Origin of the sequence: Limihaloglobus sulfuriphilus (genome assembly GCF_001999965.1) — a bacterium.
Classification (GTDB): Bacteria; Planctomycetota; Phycisphaerae; order Sedimentisphaerales; family Sedimentisphaeraceae; genus Limihaloglobus; species Limihaloglobus sulfuriphilus.
In genome coordinates, this window is sequence record NZ_CP019646.1 from 709,483 (window position 1) to 729,235 (window position 19,753).

12 protein-coding genes are annotated in these 19,753 nt (G+C 46.9%); 5 read left to right on the forward strand and 7 right to left on the reverse strand.

Annotation, left to right across the window (positions count from 1 at the left end):
• Positions 1-16: 16 nt before the first annotated feature.
• The 7 genes from SMSP2_RS02745 to SMSP2_RS02775 all read right to left on the reverse strand — a co-directional run bounded on the left by SMSP2_RS02745 (position 17) and on the right by SMSP2_RS02775 (position 10,329).
• Positions 17-589, reverse strand: coding sequence for a LemA family protein (locus SMSP2_RS02745; RefSeq protein WP_186804818.1), 573 nt, complete (start codon positions 587-589; stop codon positions 17-19).
• 78 nt (positions 590-667) lie between these two features.
• The gene (locus SMSP2_RS02750) at positions 668-2,683 is read right to left on the reverse strand and encodes a sodium:solute symporter family transporter (RefSeq protein WP_146682496.1); all 2,016 of its coding nucleotides are present in this window, start codon (positions 2,681-2,683) and stop codon (positions 668-670) included.
• 235 nt (positions 2,684-2,918) lie between these two features.
• Positions 2,919-4,895, reverse strand: a complete 1,977-nt coding sequence (locus tag SMSP2_RS02755) for an ATP-dependent DNA helicase (RefSeq protein WP_146682497.1) — start codon at positions 4,893-4,895, stop codon at positions 2,919-2,921.
• A complete protein-coding gene (locus SMSP2_RS02760) occupies positions 4,892-6,550 on the reverse strand; it encodes a hypothetical protein (RefSeq protein ID WP_146682498.1) in 1,659 nt (552 codons plus the stop codon). The genes SMSP2_RS02755 and SMSP2_RS02760 overlap by 4 nt, the downstream gene beginning before the upstream one ends.
• An 18-nt stretch (positions 6,551-6,568) precedes the next feature.
• Positions 6,569-7,420 carry an NAD(+)/NADH kinase gene (locus tag SMSP2_RS02765; protein WP_146682499.1) on the reverse strand — a complete coding sequence of 284 codons (852 nt, stop codon included), beginning with the start codon at positions 7,418-7,420 and terminating at the stop codon, positions 6,569-6,571.
• A gap of 12 nt (positions 7,421-7,432) precedes the next feature.
• The gene (gene dxs / locus SMSP2_RS02770; protein ID WP_146682500.1) at positions 7,433-9,343 is read right to left on the reverse strand and encodes a 1-deoxy-D-xylulose-5-phosphate synthase; all 1,911 of its coding nucleotides are present in this window, start codon (positions 9,341-9,343) and stop codon (positions 7,433-7,435) included.
• An 83-nt stretch (positions 9,344-9,426) separates the two neighbouring features.
• Positions 9,427-10,329 (reverse strand): polyprenyl synthetase family protein, encoded by a 903-nt coding sequence (locus SMSP2_RS02775; RefSeq protein WP_146682501.1) that lies wholly within the window; start codon positions 10,327-10,329, stop codon positions 9,427-9,429.
• A gap of 168 nt (positions 10,330-10,497) precedes the next feature.
• On the opposite strand from SMSP2_RS02775, the gene miaA reads away from it, so the two are divergent.
• The 5 genes from miaA to SMSP2_RS02800 all read left to right on the forward strand — a co-directional run bounded on the left by miaA (position 10,498) and on the right by SMSP2_RS02800 (position 19,732).
• Positions 10,498-11,427, forward strand: coding sequence for a tRNA (adenosine(37)-N6)-dimethylallyltransferase MiaA (gene miaA / locus SMSP2_RS02780; protein WP_146682502.1), 930 nt, complete (start codon positions 10,498-10,500; stop codon positions 11,425-11,427).
• A gap of 471 nt (positions 11,428-11,898) precedes the next feature.
• On the forward strand, positions 11,899-13,083 hold the full coding sequence (locus SMSP2_RS02785) for a GntR family transcriptional regulator (protein WP_146682503.1): 1,185 nt from the start codon (positions 11,899-11,901) through the stop codon (positions 13,081-13,083).
• Positions 13,084-13,106: 23 nt separating this feature from the next.
• Positions 13,107-15,155, forward strand: coding sequence for a carbohydrate binding domain-containing protein (locus SMSP2_RS02790; RefSeq protein ID WP_146682504.1), 2,049 nt, complete (start codon positions 13,107-13,109; stop codon positions 15,153-15,155).
• A gap of 14 nt (positions 15,156-15,169) precedes the next feature.
• Entirely contained in the window at positions 15,170-17,332 is a 2,163-nt protein-coding gene (locus SMSP2_RS02795; RefSeq protein WP_146684797.1) for a metallophosphoesterase, read from the forward strand.
• Positions 17,333-17,422: 90 nt separating this feature from the next.
• Positions 17,423-19,732: a hypothetical protein gene (locus SMSP2_RS02800; RefSeq protein ID WP_186804819.1), complete on the forward strand. Its 2,310-nt coding sequence runs from the start codon at positions 17,423-17,425 to the stop codon at positions 19,730-19,732.
• Positions 19,733-19,753 lie beyond the last annotated feature (21 nt).

Genomic DNA, 19,753 nt, shown 5'->3' on the forward strand with positions numbered 1-19,753 from the left:
TCAACTTATCGTTTCTCTAGTTTTCCTTTGCAAAGAGTCCGCCGATGTTTGGATTCTGCCTTTCCAGCTCGGAAGTTTCGAATACCTGTTTACGGGTATAGTTCATCATGCCCGCCACGACGTTGGTCGGGAACATTTCAACTGCGTTGTTGTAGTCGGTTACAGCAGAGTTGAACGCCCGCCTTGCGGCGGATATCTGCTCTTCAATCTCATTTAGAGAGGCCTGAAGATGCATGAAATTCTCGTTTGCCTTTAGCTGGGGGTAGTTTTCCACAGCTACCATGATACCGCCCAGTGTCTTTGAGATCATATTATCCAGGTTGACCCTTTCATCGCTGCTCATTCCGCCTTTCATCGCGGAAGCTCTCAGGCGGGTTACATCTGTCAGCAGCTCCTTTTCGTGGGTCATGTACTGCTTGACCGTGGCGACAAGGTTGGGAATCAGGTCGTAGCGTTTTTTCAGCATCACATCAATTGTGGAGAATACCCGTTCGACCTCGTTTTTTTTACCGACAAGACTGTTTCGGATCAGAATAAAAACAATCAGCAGAAAAACTGCAATTCCAATCCCGATATACAAAGGAACCATTTGTTGTCTCCTAATAAAGGTTTATTTCATTTTTCATCAATCATTATAAATAATAGCCGTCCAATTAAAAGGTAAAAATCAGGCTTTTTGGGGTTCTTCTTCGGGGTAGAAATTAGTCTCGGGCAGTTGTTTGTACCAAAGGAAGTACATTCCAATAAGGCATACGACATGTACCAGCAGCGTAATCAAGAGCGAGTTCCACGACTTGACGATTGCCTGCATCGGCAGCAGAAACAAAGTTATCTGCCAGCCAAGCGCAAACGGCAGCGCCGCCAGGTCAAACGTCCACTCCCTGCGCATCTTCTTCTGTTCTTCTTTGCTGAACATGTTTATCATGCCGTTCCACAGTCCCCACGGCCGTGTTTTGCGGTAGAAGTTTTCCAGGATATGCGATTCAGCGGGTTTGCCCATATACGTTCCGATAATTGAGCCGATAAGGCCTATAATACTCATCAAAACGAATTGCCAGCGTTCGTCGAGAAACAGCGATGTGTTCTCTTCTATGGCCGAGCCAAGCATACCGCTTGTTGCCGCTCTCATAACAATGGCTCCTATCAGTCCGAATACTGTGCCGACAGCGAAGCCCGCGCCGTTAAACCGCCACCAGTAAAGCCGCAGGATACCCGGCATCATCAGGCCGCCGCCCAGGCCCATGATTATCCAGCCCCAGATGTCGTTTATGCTCTTAACCGAGACCGCCATCAGGAAACCGACCACGACAACGGCAATAACAAACATCCAGTTCACAAACATCAGCTCGAAGTTTTTCGCCTTGGGCCGCAGGTATGCCTGGTAGATATCACGTGTAAAGAAACCGTTTGCCATGTTTACTGTTGTGTCAAAGGTTGACATGGACGCCGCGATCAGGGCTATCAGTATCATTCCGCGAAAACCTGCCGGTACCATATAAAGGACAACTGCCGGCAGAATCCGTTCTGGGTTTACCGTACCAGAGAAGCTGACGAGATTGAGCTTTTGAGCGTAGTCGGATCCAAGAATATCCGTAAGTCCCGCTATAAGCTCGGGCGGGCAGAGATTCGGTTTGTTTATGACTGTGCTCAGGACGTCGTTCCAGGTGTTTTCACCTGTGTTTGGATAGAAGCTCTTTATCAGCTCGCTGCTTTGTAATATAACATTCTGATCGGGGAAGAGGTCTCCGACCAGAAACAACCCCAGCACGGCAAAAGAAATCATTAAAGGCCAGCGGAACATGATGCATGATACCGTCATGGCAGTGAGCGTACCGCATTCGCGGTCATTTTTCGCGCCGAAATATTTTGGTTCTGCTCCCATGCCCAGCCCGCCGAAAACGTTGCGGAGAAGATAGAAAAACGCGAACCAGAACAGGTTTCTGTAAACTTCGTAGCCTGCGGGCATTTCTGTGTCAAAGTGGGGTGCAGAGGTTATCCACTGGCTGTTGCCGGTTATTTCCTGGGCGTATTCTGCCAGTGAATCTATGCTTGCTACCTTTATTATTGCCATTGAGCTTATAAATATTACACCTGTGATAACAATGCCCGCCTGAAAAACGTCTGTAAATACTACGCCGTAAAAGCCGGACATCATCGTGTAGATTGCCGCGATAAAAATCAGTCCCATCGCGCATTGTACCGGAGTAAAGGGAAGGAACATTGAGAGGAACATCCCCACACCCTTTATCATGTAAGCCAGCATACCCACAGTTGTGAATATTGCCGCTACGGCTGAGGCGATACGGGCGAATTTGCCGCCGAAGCCCTCGCCGAACCTGAACTTCATCCATTCTGCTCCGGTAATACACTGACTTCTGCGGTGCCATTTACCCAGCCATAAAAGGCAAAGGGCGGCTATAAGTACGGCTCCTCCTCGAAATTCGATGAACAGTCCGCGAGGGCCAAGAAGAAAAAGAAACGATGTAACTACCATAGTGCCGGTAACATCGAGCCAGGAAGCCATGCCCGAGATTCCGAGCGCCCACCAGGGAAGCGATCGGCCGCCGAGGAAATAATCTTCCATACTCGATGACGCTTTTCGTTGAAGATAAACTCCCAACCCTACAAGGATTGAAAAATATACAACTATTATTGTATAATCAATAGAGTTCAGGTAGCTCATAACAAACGTTCCTTGATGTAAATAATATGTTAATTTTTAGTTTGAGATAATAATACTGCCAAAAATAAATAATTCAACTTCTATTCACTGACAAAAATGCGTAATAGTTAGACGGGAGCAAACACTGGAATTTGTTACGGATTTGCGGCTCAGTAACAAAAAACTGTGATTAAGTACAAAGTATTGCTGTAAAGTGTTTTACGTATTGGATCAGGGCTTGTCTTTCAGGGGTAGTTTATGAGCGGATCTGCTCAACGGTGCATTCGGGGATTGCCTTTAGGAACAATCTGCCGTAATATTTTGTAATTATTCTGCTGTCCAGGATTGCCACGATACCCTTATCGCTTTTTTTACGGATCAACCGGCCGAAGCCCTGTTTAAACTTTATAATCGCTGATGGCAGCTGAAATTCATTGAATGGATTGCCGCCTTTTTTGCGTATTTGCTCAATCTTACCCTGAATCAGGGGCCGGCTGGGTACGGCGAAAGGCAGTTTTACGATAATCACATTAGAGAGTGACTCGCCGGGCACATCGACTCCCTGCCAGAAACTTTCCGTGCCGAAAAGCACGCTTTGAGTGTCGTTTACAAATTCCTTGAGTAGTGTTGTCCTGTCAATACTTGAGCCCTGGCAAAGAAGCTGTATCCCCATATCTTCAAGAGGGCCGCGAAGTTTGTCGGCAAACTCATCGAGCATCCTGTAGCTGGTGAAGAGTACAAACGCTCTGCCCTGGGTCATTTTTATGTACTGAAGTGTTTTATCTGCCGCGGCTTTTGTGAATTCAAAGCTGTTCGGTTCTGGAAGGGCCGTTTCTATATAGACCTTTACCTGGTTCTTGTAGTCAAAATGTGAGTCAAGCTGAATAGAATCGTAATCGTTCAAGCCGATACGGCCGGCAAGGTAATCAAACCCCTTTTCTCCGCCGCAGCTTAGCGTTGCGCTTGTAGCTATAATTGAGGGGAAGGGTTTGTAAAGGAAATCCTGAAGGTGGGGGCCGACTTCCAGCGGTGCGCTTCGCAGGTTTATGCGTGCAAAACGGCCGGCCTTGTATTCAAGCCAGTAGATAAAACCGTCGTCCTCGGCGGGTCTTTTTATAAAGCTGCTGACGGCATCTTCATAGTCTTTCAGGATTTCCACATACCGGCCAAGCTCAAAACGGTTGTCGTCTTCTTCGTCAAGTTTGCCGGCCTGGGAATTTAGTTTGATCCTCAGCGCCCGCAGTGCCGGGCTTAGTGTGTCCTCAATGAAATTTGCAGGGCATCTGCCGCTGAAACTCTGCCCCTGTTGTTTTATCCAGTCTTCTGCTGATTGAAAGAAAAGCTCGCTTGATTTCCTGCAATCATCAACGAGAGGGCATAATTCGCTCTGGCCGGTTATTTTGAGCAGTCCTGTGTTTTTGCCGGAATTGAACAAGCCGTTCAGGGTATAGGCTATTCGGGAGGACGAGAGGTTTATGCCGATATGCTGCTCTGCAACCTGTTCTATGTTGTGTGCCTCATCGACAATGATGTATGCGTAATCGGGTATAATGCCCATGCCGTTTTGTTTTTTCAGCACGAGATCGCTAAAGAGCAGAGCGTGATTTGCGACAATGATATTTGACGTTTCAAGTGAGCGGCGGGCCTTCATGTAAAAACATTCGCGAAACGAAGGGCATTTTCGGCCTTTGCAGTTTCCGTGCTCACTCTGCACCGCCTCCCAGGTCTTTGGCGAGGGGACAAACGGAATTGAGCTGAGCGAACCGTCGTCAGTGGTCTTTACCCATTTTGCCAGAAGCTGCATCTCGGAATTTTCTCCGTCAAAGAGGGTTGCTCCGGCGTCTTTGGCAAATTTGAACCGTCTCAGGCATATATAGTTGCTGCGGCCCTTGGCGATATTTGCGTTAAACTCCCAGGGCAGCACCTTTGCCAGGAATGGCAGATCCTTGTTTATGAGCTGCTCCTGGAGGTTTATGGTATGTGTGCTGACAAGAACGCGGCAGTTGTTTTCGATAGCCTTGAAAATGGCGCATGTCAGATAGGCGAAACTTTTGCCTGTACCTGTACCGGCTTCGGCCAGCAGGTGGCGAGAAGTCTCAAAAGATCTCATTATTGCCTGAGACATTGCTACCTGCCCGGGCCGGTGCTCATAGTCTCTCATTCCTGAGGCGACAAGTCCGTCCGGGCCGAGTATGTGATCTACGTCAAATACCTGGGTTTCAAACGATATCAATTCTCTGATGAACCTTCAGTTTTGGACTGTTCTTTTACATGCGGTTTGATAACTGCTTCAAGCCGTTTTATTGATTGCTCATAAGGCATCTGTATAGAGGCTTCCTGAATATTCTCATAAGCCTGCTGGTAGTTCTCCAGCTGGAGGTTTATATATGCCAGCAGGAACATGAGCTCGCCGGCCTGGCTTCTTTCATACCAGCGTTTGATGTCGGAAATTCTTTTCTCTATCTGTTCCATACTGCCGGTGATATGTGCCAGATCAACTTTCGTACGCGGATAATCCGGATAGAGCAGTATTGCTCTGTTCAAAGCATACGAGCTTGAGAGGTATTCACCCGAGCATAGCAGAGCCAGCGATTTTCCGGCGTAGGGCAGGGGGTCTTCGGGCTTGAACACAGATGCCAGCTCGTACGAATCCACAGCGGTATTGTATTTGCCGACCTGCATAAATTCTTCTGCCGCTTTCATGTACATGTTGAACTTTGTATCCACCAATGCGGCGAAAGTTTTATGCTTTTTGATTGTATCACGTGCTTTTTTACGTTCTTCTTCGGTGAGCTCTATACCCTCAATTTCGGGCATGTATTCCTCTCCGACAGTTTCAATGCCTTCGAGTTTTGCTTTTTTACGCAATTCTGTCTGTTCAGATTCTTCTTGCCGGGCTTCGCCGCCGGATTCTTCTGTTTCTCTGCCTTCGGGATACATCATTTGCTCACGCAGCCTCTTTAGATTCTCATCGCGCATCTGCTCAAAGAGATCCCGCTGATCGGTTTTTTCCCGTTTTTCCTTGAGCATTTGCTGATATTGCTTCATGTTGTCCGGCCGGCTTTCTGTGTCGATGTCCTGCTGCTGATCAAGCTCATCTCTTGGGATGTCGATCCTGTCCTGCGGCTGATCAGGCTGCTGTTCCATATCCAGTGAACGGTCTCTATCCATGAGCTTCATAAGCTGCTGGTCAAGCGGGTCCTGAGCGTCCAGAGGTTTGTCTTTAAGCTGTTTCTGGTACTCCAGTTGAATTTTATCCTCAAGTTTGCTGTACTGGTAACTTTGCGGGTCAGTCCTTAGGTAGCTGTCTGGTATCGTAGGGAATTTCATTGACGAATTAGGGCTTCTGCCTCTTATTTCAAGACGTTTTCCAGCCGTTCCGCGGCCTTTGGTATAATCAGAATTAGACATCATGTTCGATTGCTGTTTTCTCAAATACAGCGTGTTGTAAGATGCCGTGCTCCTCGATGGAAAGTAGTAAGGCCGGGCTCCTGTAATTCCGCCTGAGCCGGGCACAGAGTGGGCAGTGTCACGGAGGAAATAATCAAGCTGTGAGCTGCCGAGGTTTCCCATAAAATCGCCCGCCGTGCGGTACGGGACTGAGCCTCTGAAATGCCTGCCTTGGGTTATGTTTCCGGTGACAATGTTGTTTGAGGTGTTCAAAGACGGTGTGCTTGGCACGGTATAATTGTACGGAGAGGACCTTCTCGGCTGACTGTACGAGCTGGCAGGAGTTGTAGCCGGTGAGTTCGTACGGAAATTTGAGCGGCCGGTGGTTATCGGCCCTGAGGATGTAACCGGAGAAGATGCCGGGTTTGCCGCATGTGAGGGCAGACAGAAAACTGCCGCCGATATTATCGTAACTAACGTTGTATATGTCTTATTCATTGTAAAACCTTTCGTTTATCAAGTGGTTTCTGAGTATCTGGGTTTCTTGGCCCAGTGAAGTTTGTCAGAAAGGGTGTTCCAGTATGTTCTCATTGGGTTGCTCACAACATTAAAGGTGCTTTTGGCACGTGTTACTTCAATGCAGTCATGCTTCTTAATGCTGCAAGATGCCTGCCCGTCGAGAGTTACCCAGGTACCCCGGTTGATTTTCATCGGAAGTATGCAGACTCTGTAGTCCGGAGGTATTACCACAGGCCGGAAACTCAGCGATTGGCAGCTTACAGGAGTTATAACCATAGCCTCGAGTGCAGAGCTAAGAATCGGACCTCCTGCTGAAAGGTTGTAAGCCGTTGAACCGGTAGGCGTTGAGATGATGAGTCCGTCGCTTCTGGGGTCGGCGAGAAACTCGCCTTCTACCTCTATCAGCAACTCTATCATTCTAAAAGGTTTACCGGCCATAACGGCAACCTCATTTACTGCCAGACGGTTGAATTTTTCGAGGCCTTTTGAGTAAACCTTGCACCGCAGAAGCATACGTTTTTCTATAGGCAGTTTTTTCTCAAGCACATCATCGAAAAACGTTTCAATCTCTTCAATGCTGAACTCGGCCAAAAATCCCAGACGCCCTGCGTTTACCCCGACAACCGGTATTCCCAACGAAGAAAGGTGCGATGCAGCGCTGAGAAGCGTTCCGTCGCCTCCGAAAGTAAAGGCGATATCAGCATCCGGCAGCAACCCGTCTATAGAGCTTCCGCCAAAACTGTCGAAAACAATGTCGACCCTGTCGGAAGAAAAACCGCGAAAGTACTTGACAGCCTCCGCCGCGTTTTTCTTGTCTGGATCACCGAATATTATCGCCCGGGGTTTCAATCAACTGGTCCTTTATGACATATTATTCAATTTTGTAACTGTACTTATTATACTCTCTGAATCGACTCCGAGTTCTTTTAGCTGGTTATTTCGGGTATTTTTATCAATAAATCTGTCCGGACCGCCGATTATCACTATTTTGCCGAGACTGGAAGTCTGGCTGTTCATATCAACCTCATTCCTGCCGCAGCACGCTTCCAGCAGTGCCGAACCAAAACCGCATGTCAAAGAGTGTTCCTCTACAGTTACTATAGTTTTACCAACTTTATACAACTCTATTATATCAGAATCCAGCGGTTTTGCAAACCTTGCGTTGATCAGTTTTACCTCAATACCCCGTTTTTTGAGTTCAATTGCCGCCTCATAGGCGTTTTTAAGGCAGGAGCCATAACTGACAATCACAATTTTTGAGTCGTTATCAAGAATTGTAACCGATTTTCCGGTTACAAAATCGGAATCGCATGCCTCGAGCCCGTCATTTTGGGGGGCATAATCTCTGGGATAGCGGATAGCACACGGAGAATCAAGATTAAGTGCGTATCTGCACGCGTTTTGAGCTTCTGCGGCAGTGGCGGGGGCAAGTACTGTCATATTCGGCAGTGACCGCAGGAATGCCAGGTCCAGCATACCGTGATGTGTTGGGCCGTCATCGCCGACAACTCCCGCACGGTCGATACAGAAAATTACCGGCAGATTCTGAAGCGCGACTTCGTGAGCAATCTGGTCAAAGCCTCTCTGAAGGAATGTCGAGTAAATACATACAAACGGCCTTAGTCCCATTTTCGCCTGGCCGGCGGCTATATCAACCGCTGCGCTTTCGGCTATCCCGACGTCGAAACATCTGTCCGGAAAGCTCGTTTTGAACCGGCGAAGCCCTGTTCCGTCGGGCATGGCGGCTGTGACAGTTGTTACTCTGGAGTCTTCTTTGGCAAGATCAGTTATTGTGTCTCCAATAATGCTTGTAAAGGTTTCTCCGCTGCCGGCCTTAATATGGGTTATTTTGCCGTTATCATTAGTAAAGGGGCCGGTAGAGTGGAAAGATCTCGGGTCATCGCCTGCGGGGTGAAAACCTTTGCCCTTGTTTGTATAGGTATGCAGCACAACCGGATAGTCAATGTCTTTTATCCCGTTAAAAAGCTGAATAAGAGAGCGTATGTCATGGCCGTCAACGGGACCGAAATAAGCAATATTCAGGCTCTCAAAAAGCCTTGATGCGGGCAGCGACATCTTGATGGTTTTCTTGAAATTCGCGATGGCGTTATCCATCTTCCTGCCGATAAGCGGGATGTGGTCGAGGATGTTTCTTGTGGTTTTATTGATTTCATCGTAGGTGTGGCTTAGTCTTACCCTCGACAGCATGGTCGCGATAGCCCCTTGTGTTACGTCAATCGCCATTGAATTATCGTTTAAGACAATCAAAAACTGCCTTTTCAGGTCCTGGAGGTAGTTTAACGCTTCCAGCGAGAGCCCGTTGACTATACTTGCATCGCCTACAAAAGAGACAATGTGGTCTTTTTTGCCCAGTTTCTTTGCCGCGATTCCCATTCCGATGCCCGTGGGTATGGAGGTGCCTGCATGGCCGACGGTGAATCTGTCGTACTCGCTCTCCTGGGGTGAGGGGAAGCCGCTGACGCCGTCTTTTTGGCGGAGATTTTTGAAAAGTTCTTTGCGGCCTGTTATGAGTTTATGGGTATAGCATTGATGTCCGACATCCCACAGAAGATGGTCTGTTTTGAAGTCAAACACATAATGCATTGCCAGGGTCAGCTCAACGTTTCCCAGGTTGCTTGCCAGATGGCCGCCGGTTCGGCCGACGGTTTCAATGATTTCCTGGCGTATTTCTCCGGCCAGCTTTTCGAGCTGTTCGATCTTGAGTTTTTTTATATCTTGCGGACTGTCTATTGTTTCAAGTATTTTTGTCATGATTTAATTGTGACTAATTGGCGTTAGTCTTTTTATTTTAGACTCTTATGTGTATTTTATGTTTTGTGTAATATTAGTTTGGTTTATTTTGTGCGGTTTAACAGGCTTCGGGTGAGATATTTGAGGATTTTTATGTCTCCGGGTATCTCATCGAGAATGTTTTCGGCTTCTTGTGTTAGATTTTCAGCTATTTGTTTTGATTCTGTCAGCCCTTTGATTGCAGGGTAGGTCAGTTTTCCTGCTGAGGCATCTTTACCAGTTGTCTTTCCGAGGGTTGCGGGGTTCGAGGTTATATCGAGAATGTCGTCGGCTATCTGAAAACACAGGCCGAGTTTTACACCGTATTGGGCAAACTGAGAACGTATCGCCGGCGAGGCCTTGCCGGTTAGTGCCCCCATGGTTGTCGCCGCGAAAAACATCATGGCGGTCTTGTTGTAGTGAATATATTCGAGCATATCCAGTGTCGGCTCTTTCTTTTCACCCAGAATATCAGCCATTTGTCCCGCGATCATGCCTGCGGGTCCGGCAGCGCCGGCAAGAATCCCAACAAGTTTTACTGCAAGCTGCGGGTCGCCGCACTTGTCAACCAGCACTTCAAATGCCAGCGTCAGAAGTGCATCGCCTGTAAGTATAGCTGTGGGGACATCATACTTAACATGGACAGTTGGCCGGCCCCGCCGCAGGTCATCATTGTCCATCGCCGGCAGGTCATCGTGAACAAGCGAATATGTATGCACCATTTCTATGGCACAGGCCGCGGCAAGACTGTCGGGCGTAACCTCTCCGCGGAGAATTTCGCATATCCACATCACAAGGGCAGCGCGGATTCTTTTTCCGCCGGACAACAGAGTGTACCGCATCGCCTCGCGGAGGGTTGGTTCAATTTCGCTCTGCTCGTCCATAATACGGGTAAGGCCGGAATTGACAAGCTGTATCTTTTCCTCGAGTGCCGCCGTAAAATCTTTTTTAGTAATAGTTTCAGTCATTTAAGTTTTTTATTTAATTCTCAGCCGCAAGCTGTTTCGCCCGTTGCGAAAGCATCAGCCTGCTACGCTGCAATATCCTTTGAGCTCTCTTGTCTATTGCCTTATTCAAAATCTCCAATATAATCAATTATAAAAGAAAATCCAGATTTACAGAAATTAAATAATTATATGTCTGATAAAATGATAATGATAATAGGCGTTACGGGAAGCGGGAAAAGCAGGCTTGCCTATGACCTGGCTGTCTCGCTTGAGGCTGAAATTGTAAGTATCGATTCCATGAAGGTTTATCGCGGCATGGATATCGGCACCGCAAAACCGCCCATAGAGAGGCGGCGGCAGGTAAAGTATCACCTGATAGATGTTGTAGATCCCTGGGAGTCTTTCAGCGTCAGCCGTTTTCTTGAATTGAGCGAGGCGGCAATAGCCGATATTAAATCCCGCGGCAGGTCAGTAGTCGGTGCAGGCGGAACGGCAATGTATGTCAAAAACATGCTTTACGGGCTTTTTGAAGGCCCGGGCAGTGACCATGAGCTTCGAAATCAGCTCAAGGACAGGTACAATACGGAGGGCGGGCTTGCTATGCACAAAGAGCTTGAGTCGGTTGACCCCGAAGCGGCGGCGAGGATTCACCCAAACGATCAGCGGCGGATTGTGCGTGCTTTGGAGGTGTTTCGGCTTAGCGGAAAGCCGATATCCAGTTTTCAGACGCAGTTTTCAGCTCCCCAGCCCGATCCCCGCTGGCATGTTATCGGAGTACGCAGGGCAAAGGAAGTTGAAAGCCGCCGCATAAACTCGCGTGTCAAAAAAATGATAGAGCTGGGGCTTGTTGATGAAGCACGCCGGCTTTATGAACTCGAAAAGCCGCTGAGTAAACAGGCCTCTGTCGCAATAGGCTACGCCGAGCTGTTCGAGCATTTTGAGGGTAAGCTAAGTCTTGAAAAGGCGATAGAAAAGATAAAAATAAATACGCGGCGGCTTGCCAAGTCGCAGAGAACCTGGTTTAAAACCTTCAAGAACGTTCATTGGATTGAACTCGAAGAATCTGAGTCACCCGAGCAGGTATTAAGCAAAACACTTGAACATCTTCGGCTGTTTTGATTATCTATGAGTATCATCCAGGCGTTACAGTCGTTGTCAAATTTTAAGTTAATTTAACTTTTATCGAGGCGGGTATTATCAATGATCAGTTCAAAAGTTGTTTTTTTACGATAAATACATACCCGGTTTGTGTGTCTCAACAGATTTTACGTTGTTTTCTTATGTTTTCTTCATTTCTACCTGCCTTACTATAATGACGCATATAAACATATATTCTGTAAGGTGTTGTTTCATACAGTTTTATAAAATTGACTAATTGTCGGTTAGTGTTGTTGCCGCGAGTTTGCCAGTGATTTGTTTTATCTAATTCTGTTGAAGGTCGAAGCGAAAATTGTCTTTGTGTTAGTTCAAAATTAAAAAAAAGTTATTTTGAGCTATATAAAATAAAAATTATCTTGATTAAGTAAAATATTTTTATATATTAGTAATTGTTAATTTAAATATGCTGTTAAATCAGCTGAGGGCTTTTTTATGATAGAAATACTTGAAAACTTAGAAATAGACTCGGGACGCGGCAAGGGTAGGCCTATTTACGAGCAGGTTGCCGACCATATAAGAGAGAAGATTTGTTCTTCTAATATTTCTGCGGGTGTAAGACTGCCCGCCATTTCCCAGATGATGCGGGAGTGGAATTTAGCTTACCCGACAATCAAGTCCGCTCTGGAGATTCTCGAGAGTGAAAACATACTTCGATGTGAACAGGGCCGCGGCAAGGGCCCGCTTATACTCAAACCGGTTGAGAAAAAGAGTTATCGCTTTGCCTTTCACAGGTGGAAAAACGAGGCTCAGTTTATCAATCTGGAAAAAGGAATCAAGGCCTTTGTCGAACAGAATAACCATGAATTGAAAGTTATAGATGCTTACATTGCTAATTCCTGTATGCCGGATGTACTTACATCGGAATCAGAGAATTTTGACGGGTTGATTGTCTATCCTATTGCCACTGAAGAATATATCAAGGCTATCAAAGATATTCAGGCTCTGGGTGTAAAGGTTGTTTTTGTAGATAGGTTTATTGAAGGGCTGTCAATCGGCTCTGCAAGTGCGGATAATTTTTCTGGCGGCTATACGGCCACTACTCATCTTATCGAAACTCATAACTGTCCGGTCTATTATTTTGGTAATACCCTTCAGCCTACATCCGCGCAAATGCGTTATCAAGGCTGGTATCAGGCCATGAAAGAGCATTTTACGCACCTTGATTTTAACAGTGATTATCTCTGGGAGATTTTCGCAGATGAAAGCCGGTACAACTGGTGTGATACCAACGACTGGGAGCAGCCGGCGTATGAAATGGCTCTAAAGTCTCTGAGTAAAGTCGATTCTGAAAAGTGCTGCGTCTTCTGTTCGAATGATGATGCCGCCAGGATCATGACCGAAGCGGCAAAGGATAATAACCGCGTGCCCGGCGTTGATTTTTTCGTGATTGGTTTTGGAGATAAACCCTTCTGCGAGAGGCTTGATGTGCCTTTGAGCAGTGTTGCCCAGTTTGACCAGGAGGTGGGATACGCCGCCGCTGAATTGCTTGAAAGTATTATCGAGAGACCCTCACTTTCTAATCGAATGATAAAGAGGATAGTGCCGGTTGAGCTTAAGATAAGAGCCAGCAGTATCAAAAAAGTTGGCAGTGAGGAGCTGTCATTAAAAAGTATTTAGTTTAAAAGTTGGTGAAACTAACCATGAAGCAATTTTATTTGTTCAGCAGTGTTTTAATAATTATTTCTACAACCCTCTGTTCCGGGGTGGAGTTTGCTAACGGTGACTTTGAAAACGGGAACCTGTCCGGCTGGCGTACATATTTCAACGGTGTTGCAGAGGGCAGTTACCAGATATCCCAGGACAGCTATCAGGGCTCTTACGCCGTTCATATGGATATCACAAATGCCGGAGTTAATAACTCCCAGGGTAATTCTGCTCTGGATACCTGGAGTTCTCCGATTGAGCTTTATGGAGCTAAAGAGGTTTTACTAACCTTTGCCGCCAAGAATCTCTCTTCAGACAGCTCCCGTCTGCATGTAAAGATGCTGGAATTCAGTGCCGCTAATACCAATTTAGGGGCAACCCGGGAGTGGTTTTTCACGCCGTCGGGCAACTATCAGCAATACAGCTGTTTTTATTCGTTAAAGAATTCTCAAGCCAGCAAAATTGTTATCAGCTTTCGCGTTGCCGGCCCAGACAGCATAAACCTTGCCGTCGGCAGTTATATGCTCGACGCCGTAAGTTTGGATAATTGCGAAAGAATCTACAACGGCGGGTTTGAAGACGGGCTGCGTTTTTGGAGATGGTACGCGGTTTCCGGCGCAGAAGGCAGTGCGACGGTATCGCCCGATGCTTTCAGCGGCAGCAGTGCGGCAAGGCTGCAAGTTACCGCGGGCGGGGGCAATCACGGTTTGGACAGAGAGGAGTTTAAGGTTCCCGTATATTCTGGTGAGACAATAATTTTAGAATTCGCTGCCAAGAAGATTTCTTCCGGCAGTGAGCAGCTTCGGGTGACATTTTCCGAGCATAACGGCAGCAATACCCAGGATTTTCTCGGTGTTCAGGGGCACAGGTACTTTGATGTGGGCGAAGAATATTCTAAATATATTTGCAGCTACACGGCAGCCGACAGCGATGCCGCGGCGCTGAACATCATATTTAAGTCGTGGGACGATACAGCCTCAACGGGTGAGTTTTTGATAGACGATGTGAGAATTGTTACTGATATTCTGCCTAACAGCGGCTTTGAAAGCGATTTAGAGCTGTGGAGATGTTATTCTACAGCCGGCAGCACAGCCGATTGCTCGATAGAGACTGCTGATGTTGTTGAAGGGCAGAAGGCGGCAAGGTTTGAGGTTACGCAGGCCTCAAACGATAGCGATCACGGGCTGGACAGGTTTGACTATATGCCGAAGGTTCAGTACGGCGACAAGATTCTTTTTAGCTTTTATGCTAAAGAGCCTGTTGCACAGCAGAGAAGTTTGATGCTCAGTGTAACAGAATTCGATTCGCAGGGTAATGCCGTTGAAAATGGACATGAATTTTTTAGTCCTGAAAGCTCTTACCGCCAATTTACATACTACTATGATGTTAAGGGCTTTGATACCCGCAGTGTAAATCTCTGTTTTAAGATTTATACCGAAGACGGCATCGAGAAAGCCGACGGAGTGTTTTTGATAGACGGTGTAAATATGAGTTTTGGCAATGGAAAAGAGCTCTCCGATTTGAATTATGACGGGATTACCGACCAGGCTGATTTAAGGCTTTTTGTCGAAAAATGGACTGACAGAGAAGAAACCTCCCTTACTCTGGCTCTCTCTGATGTTGATGATTCTATTGCAAACCAGGCAAGCTGCAGCCTTGATGGAAGTTTCGATTTGAGCGGGTTTGACGGTTTGAATATTGGGTTGGCGGCTTCGAGTTCCGCTGAAGGTTTACTTGTAATGGCACTAAAAGAGCAGGATGCGGTCCTGGTTGAATACGAGTTTAACATGGCAGATTTTGACGCGGCGGCCGGTTTAGTCTATGCCGATTTGCATAACCTTCTATTGGGCAGCAGAGAAGTCTTAGTAAATGTTGATAATATACTATTCGAGCTTTTCCCCGAGACAAGCTCACAGGTTTATCTTGATGTCAACAGTATTGAGGCTGTTGTGTGCGAGTGTCAACAGATCAGAGGCGATTTCAATTTAGATTATCGGGTGGATCTTCTGGATTTAAAAATAATAGCAGAGCATTGGGTTAAATAACAGGAAGTTAAGACATGGAAAACTTATCAAGAAGAAAATTTATAAAATACAGCGGACTTGCAGGCGGAGCGTTTTTGGTCGGCGGCTGCGGGTTTGCCAGGGCGCAAACAAGCAAAGCTGCCTCTGGTGATGTTCTGAAGGGTTTTATAGTCTCTGACGCCCATTTCGGGTGGGTGCACGATATGCAGCCCACGCATCAGCAGCAGCGTGATGCCATGAATGTTATTCTGACAAGATTTCCGGACCTGGACGTTTTCATAGATACCGGTGATGCCCACCACAGCGGCCTCAGCGGCAGCAGTGAGCTCGAGGCCAGGGGCGGCTGGACGGATATAATCGCCAACGGCAGCGGCAGGCTTCCATTCTATTATGTGATGGGTAATCATGAGGCAATACCAAATCCCGGCTTGGATAGCGAGCAGAAAGTTCAGGAGTTTGGCAGTGTTACCTGCCGGCCGTATTACAGCTTTGACATAAAAAACATTCACTTTGTGTCTTTGCCCGAGCTTGAAACGCCGGTGTTTGTAAATAAAGAATCGATTGACTGGCTCAAGCTCGATCTCGAACTGAATAAAGATAAGACCACAATACTGCTTTCCCACAATAACATTAAAGGCACAACTACTCTGCTCGGAGACCAGCCCGGTTACAGGGGCATAACCAACAGTCAGCAGATTATGGATATTATATCCGGCTACCCTAATGTTATCTCCTGGATGCAGGGTCACAACCATACCTATGAAGTTGTCAAAAAGGATAACATGCTGTTTGTCTCAAACGGACGTATAGGCGGGTTCATTCCCGGCGCAGTCTGGGGCCTTGGACACAGGGAACTGGGCGGCATCTATTTTGAGGTTCTCGGCGATAAATTTATAGTAAAAAGTTTCAGCGCGAGCTCCAATAGTTTCCATGAAGAGCTGGGCTTCGAGCTGGTTTCCGGTGAGTTAGAGAAACAGACAACGCTTGATTCTTCCGCGAAATCTGTATTTAGTTACGGTGTAGGCGATATGAACAACGGCCAGAAGATTCCCGTTTTCAGTCACCATACAGGTTTGGGTAAAAAAGAAATCTTTGCCGCGGCCGGCAGCGAAGAGATAAATGATGACCCTGAATTTACACTCTTCGAGCACCGCCATGATAACGATTCAAATCAGCAGTGGATGCTTATGGGGGCGTCGGTAGGTTATCCCCGCTACTTTGAGCCTGAGAATACTCTCTGGCAATGGGAAGATCCAGGTATAAGGCTTCTGGCGCAGGAGAGCCTTGCCCAGTCAACCGACATATCGGTCCCGGAATACGCCAGCGGCAGAAACGCCTATTATAAATGTTCGCCGGGCAGGAAGTATAAGACCGAAATTACAATAAACAGCCCCAGCGGCGGTCAAAATATTGAGATGCTCCTCGAGGTCAGGGACAGCAACGGAAACTCACTTAACCAGGTTACAAGCGAGCAGGTCAGTGTAGAAGCCGGCACTAATAAGTACAGCCGTGAGTTTTACATTCCGCATCTGCCCGATACAGATAATATCTATTATGATAACAGCAGCGATACAACTGTTCAGGTACTGGCCAAGGCGAAAATCAGCAATCTCTTCGAAGATGTTGTTGTCAGCAAGTTCGCCCTTTACCACAGCGAACTGGCGGCGGCGGAAAATCCCAAGATTACAGTAGATGGCAAACAGCATCTTCGCTGCGGCAAGTATGGCGCCGGTGAAGTTATAAGCCTGGGCAGCAGTGACAATAAAGAGGCAAGGGCGGTTGTTGAATGCAGCACCGGCGGCACCGGCAGGCTAAGCTGGCTGATCCGTCAGGATAACGTTGACTGGCAGTTTAGAAACGCGGCGGTCAGTGACCTTGGTCAGTATCTTCAGGTAGATTCTGTGAGAAGCCCGTGGACTCCTGATAAAGAGGTTGTTATCGCTCCCTTTGGCGGCAGCAGCGGCGGGCCGTTTGTGCATAAGACACGAAAAATCAATCAATTCAACATCTACCCGCTTAACAGAGGCAACGAACTGCTGAAAATTGACGTTCAAAACTTTGACAGCGACGCAGACATTAAAATTATTTGTTCAGCAAGCCCCGCAGCAGTAACCGGCTCAAGTCAATGGAGCTACGAAAGCGGTGTTTTAACTGTCAACGTTGAGTCTGAGGGTGTTATCACAGCAGACTGGGCCTGATATACGTTGCGATATGAATAAATGTTTTTTAAAAAGTTTTGCCGCACCGCGTTGGGCGGCAATTTTTAACAATGTTTAATGAAAGTTAGCATGAGAATCAGTAGAGTAATACAGTTTTTAATTTTAACAACAGTATTTGCAGCGACCAGCGCCGTCGCTGTAGAATTAACTAATGGTGGTTTTGAAGATGGCGATACCGATTGGAGAGCTTACGCAGCAAACGGAGCAGTTGGAAACTTCGGTTTGACTACTGATTCTTATGAGGGCAGCAATGCGTTTTCATTTGAAATTACAGATTCTCCTGCCGGCTCAGACCATGGGCTGGATAGAATGGGCAGCCGTTTTTCGGCTTTTGCCGGCGATGATTTAGAGATATCGGCAGCGGTTAAGAAGGTTTCGAGCGATAATACAGTTCTCAGGGTGTATGTCAGCGAATGGGATGATGGCGGCAGCTATCTGGGTGTAAGCTCTTTCTATGCACTCGATAGCGCAGAGGGCAACTATACGCTTAACACGTTTAATTATTCGGTAACAAACCCCGATACTACAGAATGCGATATAAAGTTCAAAATATTTGACGAAAATGGGCTAAAATCTTCCGGACATTATTATATAGACGCAGTTGATGTTCTCAATCAGGAACCGCCGGTATATACTGGCGAACTTTTGTACAACGGTATTCGTCTGCAGGAAGAATGGCCGCCTAATAATATTGACCCGAACGACGAGTCTCCTATGGCTGTACCGTATTTAATGTATCCGCCCGAAGTAATACCGATAGATATAGGCAGACAGCTGTTTTTTGACGATTTTTTAATTGAGAACACTGATTTGGTGCGAACATTCCACAAGCCTGAAAAATACAAAGGAAACCCCGTCTTAAAACCGGAAACAGAGATTGAAATCAACGAGATAAGAACCAATTCTCTTGAGAACGGCGAGCTTGGCAATGCTGCCGCTGCTCCTAAAAGTGGTGGTGTATGGTGGGATCCAGACGACGAATTGTTCAAAATGTGGTATGAAGCGGGCTGGCTTGGAACAATAGCTTTGGCAACGAGTCAAGACGGGATTAACTGGGAACGTCCGCATTTTGACATAAATCCCGGCACAAATCAGGTCTTGCCGCTGGATTTAATCCCTGACTCATGGACGGTTGCCCGAAATTGGGACGCTCAAGACCCGCAGGAAAAATGGACTTTGTTTCTGAGTCCTCCTGCTCCAGTTGAGGGTGGGCCATGGTCTTTGACCTCTCCGGATGGGATACATTGGAATCAGCGGGTACAGACCGGCCCGGCCGGAGACCGAAGCACACACTTTTACAATCCATTTAGAAAAAAATGGGTTTATAGTCTAAGAGCTGCTTTTGATGGCCGCGGCAGAGCAAGGCATTATTACGAATGCGATGATTTCATGCAAGACGCTCAATGGACCAACAGTGATAAGGTTGTCTGGCTTATGACTGATGAAGAAGACCCGTATGATTATCTTACACAATTCAAACCTCAGCTGTACAACTTTGATGCGGTAGCGTATGAAAGCATTATGTTGGGATTCGCCGAGATTTTACAAGGTCCGGCAAATCCAGATTGTGCAAAAGTGGGGTTGCCGAAGATAACCGAGCTAATGTTCTCCTACAGCCGAGACGGTTTCCACTGGCATCGTCCTGACAGACGCGCGCATATCCAGGCCGAGAGAAGCGATGTCTGGGATAGAGGTTATGTGCAGTCGGCAGGTAATATCTGCCTTGTTCGCGGCGACAAGTTATGGTTCTATTATTCGGCTTTCCGCGGCAATGAGTCAAAAAAAGGTAACAGCTACGGACTTGTTAATAACGGTATGTACGATAACGGCTCCACAGGGGTAGCTTTTATGCGAAGAGACGGTTTTGCCTCTCTTGATGCAGGCAGCCAGGCGGGAAATTTGACGACTCGCAAAGTAGAGTTTTCGGGCAACTATCTGTTTGTAAACGTAGATACCCGCAATGGAAAAATCCGCGCTGAAATTCAGGACGTAGATGGCAGCCCGATAGAGCCGTTTACGTTGGAAAACAGTATTCCATTTACCGGTGACAGCACTATCGAGATGCTTAATTGGTCAGACGGCAGCGATTTATCTGAACTAGCCGGTACGCCCGTTAGACTTCATTTTGAACTTACAAACGGTTCTATTTATTCGTTCTGGATAAGCAAAGACTCCACAGGCAGAAGCGACGGTTACGTTGCAGGCGGCGGAGCGGGCTTTACCGGAGCGACGGATACCGTTGGCATCTCCGCTTATGAGGCTGAGTTAGATATAGCCGAAAATTCAGATTGGCAGAAGCCCAATGCTGACCTTAATGATGACGGTGAAGTGAATTTAATGGATTTTGCATTTTTAGCAGAACAATGGTTAGTTAAGTAACTAATTGAAGTATGTTTTATT